Genomic DNA, 17,482 nt, shown 5'->3' with positions numbered 1-17,482 from the left:
GAGCCCAGCCGGTGGTCTTGGCCATGTTGGTCTTGACGGAGGTTTCGTCAATAAAGCCGATCCGCGTCAGCATGTTGGCCATGAAGGGCTGGCGCCGGGTGATCCAGATGTGGCGCAGGGCAGGGAGTGTCATGAACTTTGTGTATCTGGGCCGGTCCATGCGGGTTTCAGATACGGTCACGCGTTGAAGCGCTCGTCGAACAGGATAGCGAACTGATTGCGGGCGGCAAACCACTCGCGGACATTTCTGCCGCCTTTCTCGAAGTTGCGGATCGCCAGATAGATCAGCTTGGTCGCGGCCTCTTCGGTCGGGAACGAGCCGCGGGTCTTGATCGATTTGCGGATCACGCGGTTCAGGCTCTCGATGGCGTTCGTCGTATAGATGATCTTGCGGATTGCCGGGTCGAAGGAGAAGAACGGGATCACCTCCTGCCATGCTCGCCGCCATGCCGGGGCGATCGAGGCATATTTCCCCGCCCATTTTTCTTCGAACGCGCCCAACTCGGCGGCAGCCTGATCCGCTGTTGCGGTACCGTAAATCAGGCGGCGCCGATCCCTGATGCAGGCGCCGTTCAGACGTCAGAAATATTTTGCTGCATTCGACGCATGACCCGCAGGAACGCCTCCAGATCGTGGGGATCCACCCCTTGGATCAGGCGCGCTTCGCGCTGCAAGGCGACGGTCAGGATGCGCTCGTGCAGGTCATAGCCCGAGGGGCTCAGCCACCACACGCGCTTGCGCTCGTCGGTTTCAGAGGCCAGAAAGTCCACATGCCCGTCCCCCAGCAGCTGGCGCAGAGCGCGGCTGGTCGCGGCCTTGTCCAGGTGGATGACCTCGCAGATGCGGTTGGCGGTGATGCGCGGTTCGATCGCCAGCATCGAGATGGTGCGCCATTCGACGATGCCCACCCCGAACATCTCGCGGTAGAGGTTTGATGCGCCCCGCGACAGGGCGTTGTTGACGGAACTGAGAAAGAACGGAATGTAGGTATGCGTATTGACGATCTTGCGGCCGTCGCGGTCGATCGTCGGGCAGGACAGCCGGTCGCCGGGGCAGGTCGGGATGATGGATGCGTCTGTTTTTGTCACGCCGTCTCTTTCATGTCCTTTGCCAGCGCACGAAGGTCATATCCTGCCGCCGCCAGATCTGCCTGTAGCGGTCCCGGCCCGCTGGCCAGTAACTTGCGTGCGGCCATGTGAACGCCGGGCGCGTCAATGGTCTCTGCCCCTGACATATGACCGGCACGGAAGCGGATGACAATATTCTCGCTGACCGCGAAGGCCTCGTCTCCCGGCAGGCAGGCACCCGCGATCTGCAGTTTGTGGGGGCCCTGATCGCTCCAGAACCATGGCAGCGCGTCATAGGCCACCGGGCGTCCCGTGATCGTGCGGGCAATGGCGCGCGCCTGATCGGTCGCGGCCTGCACGGATTCCAGACGCAAGGGGCTGTCGGTGCGCAGGCAGGGAAAGGCCGCGCAATCGCCAAGAGCGAAGATCGCAGGATCGGTGGTCCGCAGGTGCCTGTCCACGATGATGCCGTTCCCGGTGGCAAGCCCGGCGTCGCGGGCAAGCCCGGCATTGGGCACAACACCTGCGGCCAGAAGCACAAGGCCGGCGTCGATCCGGGTCCCATCATCCAGGATCACGCCTGCCGCCCGGTCACCGGCCTCTGCCACGGCCACGGCCATCCGGCCAAGATACAGCTGCGTCCCCATGTCGTGATGGATTGCGGCGAAGCGGTCCGACATCTGCGGGCTCAGCGCGCGGGCCATCAGCCGAGGTGCAGCCTCGATCACCGTCACCCCGATCCCGGCTGCGCGGGCCACGGCGGCGAATTCCAGGCCGATAAACCCGCCGCCGATGATGGCAACATGGCCTGCGCCGGCCATCGCCGCCCGCAGGCGCTGCGCGTCCTTCAGATCGCGCAGACTAAAGACGCCGGGCAGGTCCAGCCCCCGCACCGGCGGAAGGGCGTTGCAGGCCCCCGTGGCGAGCACCAGATGATCATAGGCGATCTGGTCTCCCTGCTCCGGGATCACCATCCGGGCCGCGCGGTCGACGCGGGCGATCCGCATGCCAAGCCGCAACCCGATGTCATTTCGCTCATAAAAGCTGGCGGGCCGCATCTGCAGCGCATCAGAAATGCCGTCCTTGAGATAGGCCTTCGATAGCGGCGGCCGGTGATAGGGCCGCAGGTTTTCCGCACTGATCAGGGTTACTTTTCCGGCGTAGTTTTCCTGCCGCAGGCTGGCCGCCACTTGAAATCCGCCATGCCCGCCACCGATGATGACAACGCTCACAGCTGCGTCTCGGGCAAGCGGATCACGAGGCCCTCCAGCGCGGGCGAGACCCTGATCTGGCAGGACAGGCGGCTGTCGGGCGTGACCTCGCAGGCGGCGCTTTCCAGCATTTCTTCCTCGCCGTCGCGGCGGGGTCCACTGCGGCTCTCGTCGTCATAGCAATGGCAGGTGGCGCACATCATCGAGCCGCCGCATTCGCCGATGATCCCCTCCAGGTCGGCGGCCAGCGCGACCTGCATCACGCTTTGCCCGTCGCGGGCGTCGATATCGTGGCGGGTGCCGTCAGGGGTAATGAAACTGATCGTGGTCATGGTTATACCTCAGGTCGCAATCAAGGTCAGGGGAAGCCGGTCCAGCGCGCGGATGGCGTTGCCGGGCCGCCAGACCGGCTCACCCGCAGGCTCGATCCGGTCCACACGCGCGATCATCGCGGTCAGCAGCGCCTCGATCTCGGCGCGGGCGATGTTCTGGCCGACGCAGCCATGGATCCCGGCCCCAAAGCCCATATGGCCCTGTGGCCGCCGGTCCGCCCGATAGAGTTCGGGGTCACCCCATTTCTGCGGGTCGCTGTTGGCCGCGCCCAGAACGCAGATGATCTTGGCGCCCTCGGGAACCGGCCACCCGGCCACTGTGGTCGCCTCGTTGGCTGTCCGCCCGAAGGTATGGACCGGCGAGGTATGGCGCAGCATTTCTTCGATGGCGGGACGCATCAGGGCCGGGTCGCGTTTCAGCTTTTCGTATTCGGAGGGGTTCTGCGACAGGCACCACAGCATGTTGCCTATCCCGGTCACGGTCGTATCGACCCCCGCTGACAGAAACGAGCGGACCAGCATCCCGGCTTCGTCCGCCGAAATCTCTCCGGTGTCGGCGGCGGCGTAGATGATCGCGCCCAACCCGTCAGCCGTCAGCCGGTCGCGCCCACAGGCCGCGGTGATCCAGGGAACGATGTCGTCCTGCTGTGCCATCGCGCGGCGGCGAAGCTGATTGTCCGGACCCATCGCGTTGAAGACCATCGCCCCGTAATCCACCAGCCGCCGGGGATCACTGTCTGTCATCCCGACAGCCCGTGGAAAGACCGTTGTCGGGAACGCCTCGGCCAGTTCGGTGACGGCCTCGATCCGGGCCTTGCCAAGCAGCTGGTCCAGCAATGTTCCGGCCGTCTCGTGAAAGGTTTCGCGGAAGGCGCCGATCGCTTTGGGCGACAGCGCACGCGACATGACCTTCCGGGTGCGGCTATGGTCGGGCGGATCGACTTCAAGGATAATCGAGGGCTTGCGCCAGGGGGTGCCGTGCCGAAAGTCGTTCAGCCCCACCCCGCGCGACGAAACAAAGCGATCGTGATCGGTAAAGATTTCATGTGTGGTCGCGTATTGGCCGGATGCCAGAACCGAATAGCGCGGGATGTAGACCAGCGGACCACGCGCCCGCAATCCGGCGTAATACGGATGGGGATCGCGCAGGACAGCCTCGTCATAGGGGTCGATATCCCAGACCGGTATGCCGGGGGCAGGCTCGAACGCGATATGGCCTTCGATCATGTTCATGGATCTTCCTTCCGATCAGGATTCCAGGCTGACGCCGACATGGCGGTCGATCAGCAAGGGGTTCTCTTTCAGCTCGGCCGCGGGACCGTCGTGGACAATGCGACCGGCACTTACGAGGATGCCGCGCGTCGCAAAGGCCAGCGCGGCGGCGGCGTGCTGTTCCACCAGGATGATGGTGTGCCGCCCATTGGCGGCAAGGTCCGTGAACACCCCCATCAGCTGTTCGCAGATCACCGGGGCCAGGCCCTCGAGGGGTTCGTCCAGCAGGATGACCTCGGGCCGGATCATCAGCGTGCGGGCAATGGCCAGCATCTGCTGCTCGCCCCCGGACAATTGCGTGCCGCCGTTGCGGCGGCGTTCCTTCAGGCGCGGGAACAGGGCATAGGCCTCTTCAAGGGTGGCATCCCCGCGCAGGACACAGCGCAGGTTCTCTTCGACCGAAAGCGAGGGAAAGATGTCACGCGTCTGCGGCACCAGTCCCAGCCCCATTGCCGCCCGCTGATGCGGCGCCAGCGCGGTCATGTCCTGCCCCCGCAGATGCAGCCTGCCGCCATGCAGGCGCGTCAGACCCATGATTGTGGCCAGCATCGTGGTCTTGCCGGCACCGTTGCGGCCAATCAGGGCGATGCGCTCGCCCTTGCTGACGGTCAGGTTCAGGTTCTGGATGACATGCGTCGGGCCATAGCCGGCGCTGACGCCCTGAAGATCAAGGATGTGCTCAGGCATGTGCGCCTCCCAGATAGAGTTCGCGGACCTGCGGGTCGCGGCTGATCCGGGCCGGGCTGCCCTCGGTCAGGATGCGGCCTGCCACCAGCACGACGATCTGCTGCGCGACACGGAAGACCAGATCCATATCATGTTCGATGATCAGCACCGCCAGATCCTGCGGCAGCCGCTCGATCGCATCGATGATCAGCGGGCTTTCCGACGACGGCACGCCAGCTGCCGGTTCATCCAGAATCAGAACCCGGGGACGCAGCGCCAGCGTCAGCGCCATCTCCACCAGACGCTGCTGACCATAGGCCAGTTGCGACACCGGCAGATCGCCCAGAGGTGACAGGCGGAACTGATCCAGCAGCGCCGACACCTCATCCTCGATGGCCCGGCTGCTGTCGCTGCGGCGCAGGAAGCCAGTGGCCCGCCCCTCGCGCTGAAGGATCGGCAGACGAAGGTTCTCGCGCACCGTCATGGTCCGGAACAATGTGGTGATCTGGAATGTCTTGGCGATTCCCTTGCGGACGCGCGCGGCCTCGCGCAGGTGGCGGATGTCGTGACCGTCAAAGGTGATCTGCCCCGAGGACGGTGCCAGGATACCTGTGACGAGATTGGCGAAGGTGCTTTTGCCCGCCCCGTTCGGGCCGATCAAAGCCTTGCGCGCGCCAGGCGGCAGGTCAAAGTCGATCTCAGAGGCGACCGTCAGACCGCCGAAACTCTTGTTCAATCCGCGAACACTGAGACCCCGCATCATTTCGGCCTCCCCGTCATGGCGCACAGGCTGCGCGGCAGCGAAACAAGCCCGCCGGGCACGAAAAACACGACCCCCAGCACCATCGCGCCAATCACGAACAGCCAGTTGAACGGATCATGCGCCGCAGCCGTGTGATGGACTGTCATGAAGATCGCCACACCGACGATGGCGCCGAACAGCCGCCCCGTGCCGCCCAGAACCAGCATGATCAGCGCCTCGGCCGATAGCGTGAAGGCAAAGACCTCGATGCTGACAAGCTGTGTGACCTGCGCGGTCAGTGCCCCCGCGATGCCTGCCACGGCACCCGCCAGCGTATAGGCCGCGACCTTGCGGGCATAGACCGGCGTCCCGATGGCGGTCATCCGCGCCGGGCTGTCATGGATGCCACGCAGCGACAGACCGAAAGCGGAGCGGGTGACAAGACGCAGAAAAAGGAACACGCCCGTCAGGACCGCCAGCGCATACCAATAGCCGGTCTGGCCCACGAAATCGAACGGGAACAGGCCAAGCACCGGGTCCATCCGGATCCCGCGCAACCCGTCCGAGCCGCCGGTCACATCGCGGGCCTTGTTGGCGATCTCCATGCAGATCTGGGCTGTGGCAATGGTCAGCATGATCAGCGTCAGCCCATGTGCCCGCATCAGCACCAGCCCTGACACCAGCGCCAGCGCCGCGCCTGCCACGGCGCCCACGACCAGTCCGGCCAACGGGTCGGCCCAGACATGGATGGCAAACAATCCGGCGGCATAGGCGCCTGCCCCGTACATCGCGGCCTGCCCAAGCGTGGCAATGCCCGCATAGCCCAGCAGCAGGTCGATCGACAGAACCAGAACCATCAGGATCAGCACGCGGGTCAGAAACCCCAGGCTGTAGGGCAGCAGAAAGAAGATCGCGACCGCAGTGGCCAGCAGGATCGCCTCGGCCAGAAAAGGCACGCGGCGCAGCCGCTGCGGCATCGGGAGTGTCAGGCCGTTCATCATGTCAAGCGCCCCATCAGGCCACGCGGACGCAAGGCGAGCAATGCGATCACGCAGGCGAAAAAGAAGATCGTGCCAAAATCCGGCACCAGATAGCGCGAAGCGGTGTCCAGAATTCCCAGCCCCAATGCGGCAGCAAACGAGCCCGGGATCGAGCCCATGCCACCCACCGCAACGACGATCAGAAACAGCACCATGTAGCGCAGCGGATAATAGGCATCGACCGGCAGCAGCTCGGCCCCCAGAATGCCGCCGAACGCCGCAAGGCCAGCGCCAAGGCAGAAGGCCAGCGCAAAGATCCGCCCGGTGTCAATTCCAAGCGACGAGGCGGTGGCGCGGTTGTCCACCGCAGCCCGCAGACGCATCCCAAAGCGCGTCCGGTCCAGCACCAGCCACAATCCCGCCATGACGCCCAACCCCGCGCCGATGACCAGAAGCCGGTGCATCGGAAGGGTCCGGAACCCCAGATCGAGGGGTCGGCTCAAAGCCTCCGGCAGCCGGATCTGCAACAGCGAGCTGCCTAGCCACAGGTTGACGGTGGCGATCATCAGAAAGGTGATGCCGATGGTCGCCAGCACCTGTTGCAGCTCTCCGAATCCATAGATGCGGCGATACAGCAGTCTCTCCAGTGGCAGTGCGACAAGGACAGTGCCCAGAACCGCAAGCGGCAGCGACGCCCAGAATCCCAGCCCCTGCACCATCGTCAGCCAATGCGCGAAGGCGCCGCCGATCAGTGCAAATCCACCATGCGCCAGGTTGATGACGCGCATCAGGCCCATGGTCACGGACAGGCCCACCGCGATGATGAACAGGATCATCCCATAGGCGACTCCGTCCACAAAAATATTCAGAAACAAAGACATGTATCTACTCCGCTGGTGCGACGGCGCTTGCGTCGACACGGGCTACTGCGTGGCTCGGGATTGCGATCCGGATGTCCGGACTACCGGTCCCAGCCCAGATCTCCGACAGTCGCGATAACGCCTTGCTCGCGGTTGACCAGCAGGCCGGTTCCGTTGTCGCGCTCGACCTGGCGGATATAGACATTCTGGATCACGGTCCGTGTCTCGGGGTCCATCCGGACCGGCCCGCGCGGGCTTTCCCATTCCAGCGCCCTTGCATGTTCGATGGCGGCTGGTCCGTCGCTGCCCGCCGCACGCACCATCTCATAGATCAGATGCACACCATCATAGGCCCCGACCGACGACCAGTTCGCGACCGAGCCGGGAAACATTTCGGTCAGCCGGGCCGAGAACCGGCGGTTCATCTCGGATTCGTGGGCGCCTGAATAGTGATAGGCCGTAGTCAGCCCGATCGCGGCGTCGCCCAAACCCTGCAGATTAACCTCTTCGGTCTCGGCCGTTCCCAGAAAGCGGATTCCGGCCTCTGCCAGCCCGTTCTCATTATAGGTTTTGGTAAAGCCGAAAGTCGGCGGCCCGCCCGGCAGGAAGGTGTACAGCGCGTCAGGCGCTGCGTCGCGTACACGCTGCATGAACGGCGTAAAATCAGTCGTGCTCAGCGGCATGCGCACGCTGTCGACGATTTCGCCGCCAAGCGCTGTGAACGAGCTGTGAAAGGCATTTTCGGCATCAATCCCGGGGCCGTAATCAGTGACGGTGGTGGCCACGGTCCGGATCCCCTCGTCCCAGGCCCATCGGGCCAGCGGCTCGGTCACCTGCCACAGCGTATAGCTGGTGCGGACAAAAAACTCGGACTGCTTGTTGATGCCGGACGTGGCAGCATTGAAGATGACGGTCGGCGTTTCAGACTGATCAATCAGCGGCGCCACTGCCAGTGCGTTCGGCGTGAAAGTGAACCCGGCCAGATAATCCACACGATCCCGGATCAGCAGCTCCTGTGCCAGAGCGCGGGCATTGTCAGGATTCGTGCCGCCCACATCCTTGTAGATGAACTCGATCTCGTGATCGCCGACGGTGGTGCCGTGCTCATCCACATAGACCTCTATGGCTTCGCGATACTGCTTGCCATAGATCGCGAACGGTCCCGAGAATGTGGCGATCACCCCGACCTTGATCGTGTCGGCACCGGCCATCGTGCCCGAGGCCGCGATGACGGCAGCAGTCAGCGCCACCTGAAATGGTGTTTTCATGTCGTCCTCCCTGAAAGCGCGACACCCTCCTCAAGGCTCGCCATCAGTTGATAACACAACTCAGTTCATGCTGAAAGAGGTGTGAACTCATACTTTGTGCTGAAGGTGATAGAAGTTCCCTGTCGCCGGGGAATTTCTATCCGGGCCCGTTCCGTGGCCTCCATCAGATCGATCCTGGCGAACGGGCTCGACAGCGCCTTCCTCGACGAAAGCCCCGAACAGTTTCCGCTTCGGCATTCGAACATCCGCGGACGGGGATATTACCATTGAAAGGAGACCTGTCATGGTTGCTCTGGGGGGCTGGTACGCGAGACGATCTGCAAGATCGCCGTTGGCGACAGCGACGTGAACTTGAAGGAGCAGGTTTGCCCCGCGTTCTGACCAGCGCATCTGCTGCTTCTTGACCCTCGCCATCCGATGCTGGACGCTCTGTTCGCGACGGGATGACCTGGTCAACGGGCGATAGGTCGCGAAAAGACTTTCAGCGTGGTAGATGGTCGGCATGAGCATCCGGGCGGCGTTGCGGCAGGACCACATGAGTTCAACACCCGACGCGGCACGAAGCTACCGCTGGTCTTCAAAAATTCCGCTCGCCAAGGCATGGGCAACGCCGCCCTCAAGATGTCGTTCGAGAACCGCGCGGGCGCCGACTGCGTCGCGGCGCAAAGCACAGTCGTGCAGTTCCCGATGTTCATCTGCCGCGATCCGGCCGCGATAGGACAGCGCAATCATCTGATAGCGCAGATATTTGTCGAAGATCGCGCCATGAAGCTGCATCAGCATCTGCGAACCGCAAGCCGAGATCAGCACCTGATGGAACTGCCAGTCATACTGTTTCCACAGCTCGGCGGCGCTGCGGTCATTGCTGGCCATGCGCTCTTCCAACGAGGCCAGCTTGTGATAGGCGGTGACCAGCCGCGCCTCCCATTCGACATCTCCGGCGGCAAAAGAATGCTCCAACGCCTGCGCCTCGACCAACAGTCTGAGCTGCGCGATTTCGCGCAGGTTTTCGGCCGAGACAGGGGCCACCTCGAAGCCGCGCTGGCCCTCGGCGACGACCAGCCCTTCGGAGGTCAGCCGGTTCAGTATCTCGCGCAGGGTGCTGATGCTGACGCCATAGGCGGCACGCAGTGTCTCCAGCCGCAGCTTCTGTTGCGGCGCGAGCCTGCCCATGAGAATGTCCCCGCGCACCCGCCGCCAACTGCTTTCGCCGACTGAAAGATCCCCCGCGTTTTCCGGTCTGTCCGGGCGGATGCGTGGCCCTGTGTCCCGCCGGACCAAGCCGCTTTGCTGTAAAAGACCATGGCTCGACGTGTGTTCAATGCAGCCCTGGATATGGCACCGCAGCACTTCGGCCGCGGCGTCGATACGTCGGTCCAGAGCGGCCGCCATAAGCGCATGATGTTCCTTCGCGGCGACTTGGCCGCGAAAGATCACGGCGACGATCTGGTAGCGTTGAAAGCGATCAAAGATTGCTCCATGTGCCCTGAGAAGCTCGTCCGACCCGCAGGATGAAATCAACGCGCGATGGAATTCGCGGTCATAGCTTTTCCATACGTCGCTGTGGCTGCGGTCGCCCGCAAGCATCAACTGCTCCATCCGGCTCAGCTTGTGAAACGCGCCTACGACATTGCCTTCCCACTCCAGATTTCCGGCGCGGAAAGACTCGCGCATGGCATGGGTCTCTAGCAATTCGCGCAGCGCCGCGAGTTCGGCAAACTCCTGTTCACTGACAGGAGCGACCTCAAAGCCTCGCTTTTCCGTAACGACCAGCCCCTCGCTCGACAGCCTGTAAAGCGCCTCGCGCAGCGTGCTGATGCTGGCAGAATATTGCAGCTTCAGCGCCTCGAGACGCAACCGGCTGCGCGGCGCAAGCCGCCCGTTCACGATGTCGGTCCGAATTGCGCGATAGGCGCTTTCTCCGGATGTTTCCTGTGGATCCGTCAGCAGCATCATGGACCCTCCTCCGGTATCTTTCTTCTCACCGCCTTCGCAAGACCGCAAGAGCCACGGGAGCTTCACCATACATTATCAAAAATATAGGCTGTTAATTAATATAACTGTTGATTCGTCAGGAGACTGATGGCACCGTAGCTCAAGCGGTGCAGGAGGAACGGGCACCGTCTCAGCATACAATGACCCCGTGGGAGGAGACCTATGGACCACGTTTTTTCGCGGCGCAGCCTGCTTGCCGGTTGCGCGCTTGTGTTCGCCGTCGGCCAGGCCGGCATCGCTGCCGCACAGGACAAGCCGCTGTTGCGATTTTCTGCGGTTTTCTCTGACCAAGACATCAGGGCGCAGATGATCCAGCGCTTCGAAGAGGCGGTCGCCGACGACTTTGGCATGGAAATCCACTACGGCGGGACGCTGTTCAGCCAAGGCACCGAACTGGTTGCTCTGCAGCGTGGCAACCTGGAGATGGGCAACATTGCGCCTCAGGACATCGCCAACCAGATCCCGGCGTGGTCGATCCTGACTTCGGCCTATCTGTTCCGCGATGCCGATCACCTGCTGGCCTTCTTCCAGAGTGACGCCGGCGATGAGATGAAGGCAATGGCCGAGGAACAGCTGGGCGTTCACATCCTGGGGCCGACCTTCTTTGGCACCCGCCATGTCGGTCTGGTGCCCGATCGCCGGATCGAGACGCCCGAGGACATGTCGGGCATCCGCCTGCGGATGCCGCCGGGCGAATCCTGGCAGTTTCTGGGCGAGGCGATCGGCGCAAACCCGACCGCCATGGCCTATGCCGAAGTCTATACGGGCCTTCAGACCGGCGCCATCGACGGGCAGGACAACCCGCTGCCGAATGTCCAGAACATGCGCTTTTACGAGGTGATGAGCCAGGTCGCCCTGACGTCGCATCTGGTGGCCTTCGACCTTCTGACTGTTTCCTCGCGGGTCTGGGACGAGATGACGCCCGAGCAGCAGGAGGCGTTTCAGGCCGCTGCCGACGACGCCATCGCCTGGAGCACGGCGGAACATCAACGCAGCGAAACCGAACTGGCCGGGTTCTTTGCCGAGCAGGGCCTGGAAATTTATACGCCCGATGTCGAGGCCTTCAGGGCCTTCGCTCAGGACCGCTACCTGAACTCGCCGATCTCTGCCGACTGGCCCGAGGGCATGGTCGAGCGCATCAACGGCATGTGACCGGACGGGGCCGGTCACTCGGCCTCGGTTCCTTCGCCCCCGTTTTTTCGGAGTGCACCATGCGACACGTCCTTTCCCGGGGCGGGATCTGGCTCAGGCACGCAGCGGATGCGATTGCTGCGGCGATGCTTGCCACGATGTTCCTGTCTTTTATCGTCACCATCCTGTTCCGCTATGTGCTGAACTGGCCAGCAGGCTGGGCCTCGGAACTCAGCACCGTCATGTGGATCTGGCTCGTGCTGTTTGGAGCCGCGTTTCTGCTGCGCGAAGAGGACGAGATCCGCTTTGATATTGTCTATGGCAGCGTCAGGCCGGGGCTGCGTCGGCTGATGATGGTCATTGCGGCGCTTGGCATTGTGGGACTGTTCCTGCTGTCGTTGCCAGCGGTGTGGGACTACGTCACCTTCATGAAGGTGCAGCGCACGTCTTACCTGCGCATCCGCTATGACTGGCTCTATTCGATCTATATCGTCTTCGCCGTGGCGGTGATTGTCCGCTACCTCTGGCTGGGCATCCGGGCGCTGCTGGGTCACGACCCGATGGCCGGCCACAGCAACCTTGACAGCATCGAGTGATCATGGACCCCTTCACGCTTGCCCTTCTGATCATCGGTGGCTTCGCCATCCTCGGCCTGCCGATCGGGATCTCGATGATCGGCGGTTCGATCGTCTATCTGTACATGCGCGGGCAGGACATGGGCCTTGTCGCAGAGCGGCTGCTGAACAGCATGTTCACCGGCTATGTCATCCTGGCGGTGCCCCTGTTCATTCTGGCGGCCGAGCTGATGAACATCGGCTCGATGACCGACCGGCTGCTGCGCTTCTGCAACGCGCTCGTGGGCCGCTTCCGGGGCGGGCTGGCCTATGTGAACATCGTCCAGTCGATCGTGTTCTCGGGCATGTCGGGCTCGGCCTTCGCCGACGCGGCTGGCACAGGGCGGATTATCGCCAACATGATGACGCGGGACGGTCGCTATACCCGCAGCTTCGCGGCCGCCCTGACCGCCAGTGCCGCCGTGATCGGGCCGATCGTGCCGCCCTCGATCCCCATGGTGCTTTACGCGCTGGTCTCGAACGCCTCGATCGGCTTTCTGTTTCTGGCCGGAATTCTGCCCGGCCTGCTGATGGGGCTGATGCTGATGGTCGTGGTCTTCGTGACCGCCCGGCGCCGGTCCTTCCCGCTTGAGGCGCCGGTGCCGCTGAAGAAGCTGCCCGGTATCACCTTCCACGCATTCCCTGCGCTGATGATGCCGGTCGTTCTGCTGGGCGGCATCTATAGCGGTGCCATGACCCCGACCGAGGCCGCAGCCGTCGCCGCCGCCTACGCCTTCACCATCTCGGTCGTGCTGTACCGCAGCGTCAGCGTGGCGCAGGTTTACACCTCGCTGGTGCGCGGGGCGCGGTCTTCGGTCGCCATCGGGATGCTGATCGCCGGGGCGCTTGTCTTCAACTATGTCGTCACGGCCGAGAACATTCCGCAGGCGCTGCGGATTTTCCTGCAGGATTTCGACCTGACGCCGCTGCAGTTCCTGCTGCTGGTCAATGTCGCCCTGCTGCTGCTGGGCTGTCTGCTGGAAGGGACCGCGATCATCCTGATCATCGTGCCGGTCTTTATTCCCACCGCCAATGCGCTTGGCATCGACCTTGTGCATTTCGGGGTGATCGCCGTGGTGAACATCATGATCGGGCTGATCACCCCGCCCTACGGGCTGCTGATCTTCATCATGCAAAGCATCACCCGCGCACCGCTTCGCGACATTTTTCTGGATCTGGTGCCGTTCATCCTGGCGCTTGTTGCCGCTCTGGCGGTGATCACGCTGTTTCCCGACCTCGTCCTGTGGCTGCCGCGCCAGTTCGGCTACCAGGGATGATACAAGCAAATATGGTTGTCCCATGCTGAAACCCATCTATGTCCTGAACGGGCCGAACCTGAACCGCCTTGGTCGCCGCGAGCCCGAAATCTATGGCCACACCACGCTGGCCGAGATCGAAGAGCAATGCTGCGCCGCCGCCGGGGGCCGCCCGCTGGTCTTCCACCAGTCCAACAGCGAGGCGCAGATCATCGACTGGATTCACGAGGCCATCGACGAGGCGGCCGCCATCGTCATCAATCCGGCCGGCCTGACCTTCACCTCGATCCCGATTCTGGACGCGCTGAAGATGTTTCCCGGCCCAATCATCGAGCTGCACATCTCAAACATTCACCGGCGCGAGGCGATCTATCACAACTCGCTGATGTCGCGGACAGTGACGGCCGTGATTGCCGGGCTCGGTCCGGCAGGCTACGCCATGGCCGTGCGCGCCGTCGTGAACATGGCGGAACAGCCGGACCATGTGTGAGCCGATCCTTCTGGGCCTGATCGGCGACAATATTGCCGCCTCGCAATCGCCACGCCTGCACCGGCTGGCGGGCCTGCAGAACGGGCGCCGCGTTCGGTATGACCGTTTGATCCCGACCGCCGAGGGACGGGATTTCGACGCCCTTTTCGCGCATTGCGCCGCTTCGGGCTATCGCGGCATCAATGTCACCTATCCCTATAAGGAGGTGGTGGCGGGGCGGCTGCGGATCGACGACCCGCTGGTTGCGGCCATCGGCGCCTGCAATACGGTCCTGTTCGATGCGGAGGCGCCGCGCGGCTTCAACACCGACTATTCGGGCTTCGTCTCGGCCTATCGCCGGGTCCGGGGCGACATCGCGCCGGGGGCCGTGCTGATGATCGGCGCGGGCGGCGTGGGGCGCGCGGTGGCCTTCGGGCTGATCGCTCTTGGCGCCACCGAGATCCGGCTGGCTGACCGTGATCCGGCCAAGGCCGCGGATCTGGCGGATGCGCTGCGACGGGCCCGGCCGGGCCTGAACCTGCGGACCGGCACCGAGGCGGCTGCACTGGCTCCCGGTGCGCAGGGGCTGATCAACTGCACGCCCGTGGGCATGGGGGGCGATACGGGAACACCGCTGCCCGCGCCTTTGATGACGGGGGCGGGCTGGGCCTTCGATGCGGTCTATACGCCGGCCGAGACGCAGTTTCTGCGGGACGCGGCGGCAGCCAGACTGGATATCATCTCGGGCTACGAGCTTTTCGTGGCACAGGGCGTGGACGCCTGGTCCCTGTTCACCGGCCTGCCTCTGGACGAGGCGCGGCTGCGCGACGATCTGGCTGCGGGGCGGGACACGACATGAAGACCTCGATCGCCACCGTATCGCTGTCGGGCAGCCTGACCACCAAGCTGGCCGCCATCGCCGGGGCCGGTTTCGACGGCATCGAGATTTTCGAGCAGGATTTCCTCGCCTCGGACTTCACGCCCGCCGAGGTCGGTCGCATGGTCCGCGACCACGGGCTGGAGATCACCCTGTTCCAGCCCTTCCGCGACTTCGAGGGTCTGCCCGAACCCCATCGCAGCCGCGCGCTGGCCCGGGCCGAACGCAAGTTCGAGCTGATGACCCAACTGGGCACCGACCTGATGCTGGTCTGCTCAACGACCCATCCGGCGGCCATCGGCGGCATCGACCGCATGGCGCAGGATTTCCGCGATCTGGGCGATCTGGCCGCCCGCCACGGCATCCGCGTGGGGTTCGAGGCGCTGTGCTGGGGCCGCTTCGTGAACGACCACCGCGACGCATGGGAGGTGGTGCGCCGCGCCGATCATCCCCATGTCGGGCTGATCCTTGACAGCTTCCACACGCTGGCCCGCCGGATCGACCCGTCCTCGATCCGCGCGATTCCGGGGGACCGGATCTTTTTCGTGCAGCTGGCTGATGCTCCGGCGATCGAGATGGACCTGCTGTACTGGTCGCGCCATTACCGCAACATGCCGGGCGAGGGTGATCTGGATGTGGCGGGCTTCATGCAGGCGGTCGCCGCAACGGGATATGCAGGGCCGCTGAGTCTGGAAATCTTCAACGATCAGTTCCGCGCGGGGCTGCCGCGCATGGTGGCGCAGGACGGTCATCGCAGCCTGATCGCCCTGATGGATCAGGTGCGCCGCGCCGCGCCTCTGGCCGCCCCCGACCTGCCGCGCTTTCCGGCGCCCGCCCCGGTCGAGCGCATCGAATACATCGAGTTCGCCACCAGCGCCGCCGAGGCCCCCGCACTGGAGGGGCTGCTGGCCAGTATCGGCTTTGCGCCGGGCGGGCGGCATGTGTCCAAGCCGGTGACGCTGTGGCGGCAGGGGGGCGTGAATGTGCTGGTCAATTCCGACCTGTCGGGCTTTGCCCACAGTTCCTATGTGACCCATGGCACCACGGTGTCGGAAATCGCGCTGATGGTCCCCGATGCGCGGGCCGCCTTTCAGCGGGCAACGGCGCTGCTGGCGCGCCCGCATCAGCAGGATACGCAGCCGGGCCAGCTGGCGATCCCCGCCATCCGGGGCGTCAGCGGCAATGTGATCCGGCTGCTGGACGGGACCTCGGATCTGGCCGGTATCTGGCAGGTCGACTTCCGGTCCGAGGCCGCGCAGCGCGGGGCGGGGATCACCGGGATCGACCATATCGGGCAGACGATGGCCTATGACGAGATGCTCAGCTGGTCGCTGTTCTATACCTCGATCTTCGAGGCTGAAAAAGCGCCGATGGTGGATGTGGTGGACCCTGACGGGCTGGTGCGCAGCCGGGCGGTGCGCTCGGGCGGGCTGCGGGTGACGCTGAACGGCGCCGAGGCGCGCCACACGCTGGCCGGGCGCTTTATCGAGGACAGCTTTGGCGCCTCGGTCCAGCATGTCGCCTTTGCCAGCGACGACATCTTTGCCACCGCCGGGGCGCTGGCCGGTCTGGGCTTTGCGACGCTGAAGATCGGCGCCAATTACTATCACGACGTTCAGGCCCGGTTCGGGTTGGATCAGGGGATGGTCGCACGGATGCAGCGCGCCTCGATCATGTATGACGAAGATGAGGGCGGGCAGTTCTTCCAGCTTTACAGCGAACCGCGCGCCGACGGGTTCTTTTTCGAAATCGTGCAGCGGCAGGGCAATTACGCGGGCTATGGCGCACCCAACGCGCCCTTCCGCATCGCCGCGCAGAAACGTGCCGCACGCCCGGCGGGGATGCCGAGGCGATAGATCGGGCGAATGGAGTGTCGGCCATTGCCGCCCGACCCGGATAGGTGGCGAGGTGATGGATAAGGCAACATAGGGGACGTCAGATGACGACACGCGTTGAAGTGGCTTACGCATCGAAGGATCGTTTAGGTGAAACGCCGCTCTGGTGTGATCGAACCAATCGCTTGTGGTGGGTCGATATCGAAGAGCCGACACTGCACTGCCTCGACCCCGCGAGCGGCGTCCACAAGCAGCAAAGCCAGGCTGCGACCTCCGTGCCCGGACTTCCGGCCGGGGGAAATCCTTCGTAACATCCGAAATCATGATCAGTGAGCGCCCTGCCGAAGCTGCAGATCGTGCTGTCCCGGGGCACTGGGAAGGCGACCTGATCATCGGGCTCAACCGCTCCGCCATCGGCACGCTGGTCGAGCGACAGACGCGCTTCACGCTGTTGCTGCACCTTCCGCGGATGCCTGGGCATGGTGAGGGACCACGCGTGAAGAACGGGCCGCCTCTTGCGGGTCACGGGGCGGAGGCCGTGCGCGATGCCATCCTGCGCAGCATCGTTCATCTGCCCCGCCATCTGCGCCGATCCTTGTCCTGGGATCAGGGGGCCGAAATGGCCCGTCATGCCGAACTGACCGTCGCCGCTGATCTGCCGGTCTACTTCTGCGATCCTCTGAGCCCGTGGCAGCGCGGCACGAATGAAAACACCAACGGTCTGCTGCGCCAGTACTTCCCGAAAGGCACCGACCTCAGCCTGCACGGTGCCGATGAAATCGAATCGGTCGCTGCTGCACTCAACGGGCGTCCTCGAAAGACCCTTGGCTGGAGAACCCCGGCGGAGGCGCTGGACGCGGCGCTAGAGAACGTGGAAACAGCCAATGTTGCGACGACCGGTTGAGAC

The 17,482-nt window shown here is 63.9% G+C and carries 18 protein-coding genes and 2 pseudogenes; 9 read left to right on the top strand and 11 right to left on the bottom strand.

Annotated features, from left to right (window positions below; genetic code table 11):
• Nucleotides 1-177 precede the first annotated feature (177 nt).
• The 10 genes from ACK41U_RS13535 to ACK41U_RS13490 all read right to left on the bottom strand — a co-directional run bounded on the left by ACK41U_RS13535 (nucleotide 178) and on the right by ACK41U_RS13490 (nucleotide 8,398).
• A complete protein-coding gene (locus ACK41U_RS13535) occupies nucleotides 178-576 on the bottom strand; it encodes a transposase (RefSeq protein ID WP_409681162.1) in 399 nt (132 codons plus the stop codon).
• Nucleotides 573-1,088, bottom strand: coding sequence for a MarR family winged helix-turn-helix transcriptional regulator (locus ACK41U_RS13530; RefSeq protein WP_409681160.1), 516 nt, complete (start codon nucleotides 1,086-1,088; stop codon nucleotides 573-575). The genes ACK41U_RS13535 and ACK41U_RS13530 overlap by 4 nt, the downstream gene beginning before the upstream one ends.
• Nucleotides 1,085-2,299: an NAD(P)/FAD-dependent oxidoreductase gene (locus tag ACK41U_RS13525; protein WP_409681158.1), complete on the bottom strand. Its 1,215-nt coding sequence runs from the start codon at nucleotides 2,297-2,299 to the stop codon at nucleotides 1,085-1,087. Before ACK41U_RS13525 ends, ACK41U_RS13530 begins: the two co-directional genes overlap by 4 nt.
• Nucleotides 2,296-2,610 carry a 2Fe-2S iron-sulfur cluster-binding protein gene (locus ACK41U_RS13520; RefSeq protein WP_409681156.1) on the bottom strand — a complete coding sequence of 105 codons (315 nt, stop codon included), beginning with the start codon at nucleotides 2,608-2,610 and terminating at the stop codon, nucleotides 2,296-2,298. Before ACK41U_RS13520 ends, ACK41U_RS13525 begins: the two co-directional genes overlap by 4 nt.
• Before the next feature lie 9 nt (nucleotides 2,611-2,619).
• Nucleotides 2,620-3,843: a cytochrome P450 gene (locus ACK41U_RS13515; protein WP_409681154.1), complete on the bottom strand. Its 1,224-nt coding sequence runs from the start codon at nucleotides 3,841-3,843 to the stop codon at nucleotides 2,620-2,622.
• A 15-nt stretch (nucleotides 3,844-3,858) separates the two neighbouring features.
• Nucleotides 3,859-4,569, bottom strand: a complete 711-nt coding sequence (locus tag ACK41U_RS13510; protein WP_409681151.1) for an ABC transporter ATP-binding protein — start codon at nucleotides 4,567-4,569, stop codon at nucleotides 3,859-3,861.
• A complete protein-coding gene (locus ACK41U_RS13505) occupies nucleotides 4,562-5,284 on the bottom strand; it encodes an ABC transporter ATP-binding protein (protein WP_409681148.1) in 723 nt (240 codons plus the stop codon). The genes ACK41U_RS13510 and ACK41U_RS13505 overlap by 8 nt, the downstream gene beginning before the upstream one ends.
• Before the next feature lie 23 nt (nucleotides 5,285-5,307).
• Entirely contained in the window at nucleotides 5,308-6,291 is a 984-nt protein-coding gene (locus tag ACK41U_RS13500; RefSeq protein ID WP_409681145.1) for a branched-chain amino acid ABC transporter permease, read from the bottom strand.
• Nucleotides 6,288-7,151, bottom strand: coding sequence for a branched-chain amino acid ABC transporter permease (locus tag ACK41U_RS13495; protein WP_409681142.1), 864 nt, complete (start codon nucleotides 7,149-7,151; stop codon nucleotides 6,288-6,290). Before ACK41U_RS13495 ends, ACK41U_RS13500 begins: the two co-directional genes overlap by 4 nt.
• Before the next feature lie 80 nt (nucleotides 7,152-7,231).
• Complete coding sequence (locus ACK41U_RS13490; RefSeq protein ID WP_409681139.1) at nucleotides 7,232-8,398, bottom strand: ABC transporter substrate-binding protein; 1,167 nt, start codon at nucleotides 8,396-8,398, stop codon at nucleotides 7,232-7,234.
• 108 nt (nucleotides 8,399-8,506) lie between these two features.
• Here ACK41U_RS13490 and ACK41U_RS13485 point away from each other — a divergent pair.
• Nucleotides 8,507-8,668 (top strand): annotated as a pseudogene (locus ACK41U_RS13485) (IS21 family transposase); the annotation flags it as partial.
• Between the two features lie 294 nt (nucleotides 8,669-8,962).
• Here ACK41U_RS13485 and ACK41U_RS13480 read toward each other — a convergent pair.
• Nucleotides 8,963-10,354 carry a GntR family transcriptional regulator gene (locus tag ACK41U_RS13480; RefSeq protein ID WP_409681136.1) on the bottom strand — a complete coding sequence of 464 codons (1,392 nt, stop codon included), beginning with the start codon at nucleotides 10,352-10,354 and terminating at the stop codon, nucleotides 8,963-8,965.
• A gap of 345 nt (nucleotides 10,355-10,699) precedes the next feature.
• Between ACK41U_RS13480 and dctP the strand changes: the two genes are divergently transcribed.
• The 8 genes and pseudogenes from dctP to ACK41U_RS13440 all read left to right on the top strand — a co-directional run.
• The gene (gene dctP, locus ACK41U_RS13475) at nucleotides 10,700-11,545 is read left to right on the top strand and encodes a TRAP transporter substrate-binding protein DctP (RefSeq protein ID WP_409681133.1); all 846 of its coding nucleotides are present in this window, start codon (nucleotides 10,700-10,702) and stop codon (nucleotides 11,543-11,545) included.
• Nucleotides 11,546-11,682: 137 nt separating this feature from the next.
• Nucleotides 11,683-12,120, top strand: coding sequence for a TRAP transporter small permease (locus ACK41U_RS13470; protein ID WP_409681130.1), 438 nt, complete (start codon nucleotides 11,683-11,685; stop codon nucleotides 12,118-12,120).
• A 2-nt stretch (nucleotides 12,121-12,122) separates the two neighbouring features.
• A complete protein-coding gene (locus ACK41U_RS13465; protein ID WP_409681127.1) occupies nucleotides 12,123-13,415 on the top strand; it encodes a TRAP transporter large permease in 1,293 nt (430 codons plus the stop codon).
• Between the two features lie 22 nt (nucleotides 13,416-13,437).
• Nucleotides 13,438-13,884, top strand: a complete 447-nt coding sequence (locus ACK41U_RS13460; protein ID WP_409681125.1) for a type II 3-dehydroquinate dehydratase — start codon at nucleotides 13,438-13,440, stop codon at nucleotides 13,882-13,884.
• Nucleotides 13,877-14,722, top strand: a complete 846-nt coding sequence (locus ACK41U_RS13455) for a shikimate dehydrogenase family protein (protein ID WP_409681122.1) — start codon at nucleotides 13,877-13,879, stop codon at nucleotides 14,720-14,722. Before ACK41U_RS13460 ends, ACK41U_RS13455 begins: the two co-directional genes overlap by 8 nt.
• The gene (locus tag ACK41U_RS13450; RefSeq protein ID WP_409681119.1) at nucleotides 14,719-16,596 is read left to right on the top strand and encodes a bifunctional sugar phosphate isomerase/epimerase/4-hydroxyphenylpyruvate dioxygenase family protein; all 1,878 of its coding nucleotides are present in this window, start codon (nucleotides 14,719-14,721) and stop codon (nucleotides 16,594-16,596) included. The genes ACK41U_RS13455 and ACK41U_RS13450 overlap by 4 nt, the downstream gene beginning before the upstream one ends.
• Before the next feature lie 83 nt (nucleotides 16,597-16,679).
• On the top strand, nucleotides 16,680-16,886 hold the full coding sequence (locus ACK41U_RS13445; RefSeq protein WP_409681116.1) for an SMP-30/gluconolactonase/LRE family protein: 207 nt from the start codon (nucleotides 16,680-16,682) through the stop codon (nucleotides 16,884-16,886).
• A pseudogene (locus tag ACK41U_RS13440) lies at nucleotides 16,850-17,479 on the top strand (IS30 family transposase); the annotation flags it as partial. The gene ACK41U_RS13445 and the pseudogene ACK41U_RS13440, both read left to right, overlap by 37 nt.
• Between the last annotated feature and the right edge of the window lie 3 nt (nucleotides 17,480-17,482).

This window comes from Paracoccus sp. (in: a-proteobacteria), assembly GCF_046289755.1.
Taxonomy (GTDB): domain Bacteria; phylum Pseudomonadota; class Alphaproteobacteria; order Rhodobacterales; family Rhodobacteraceae; genus Paracoccus.
Note: the sequence above shows the minus strand (reverse complement) of the source record. Positions and strands in the feature narration are given on the sequence as shown.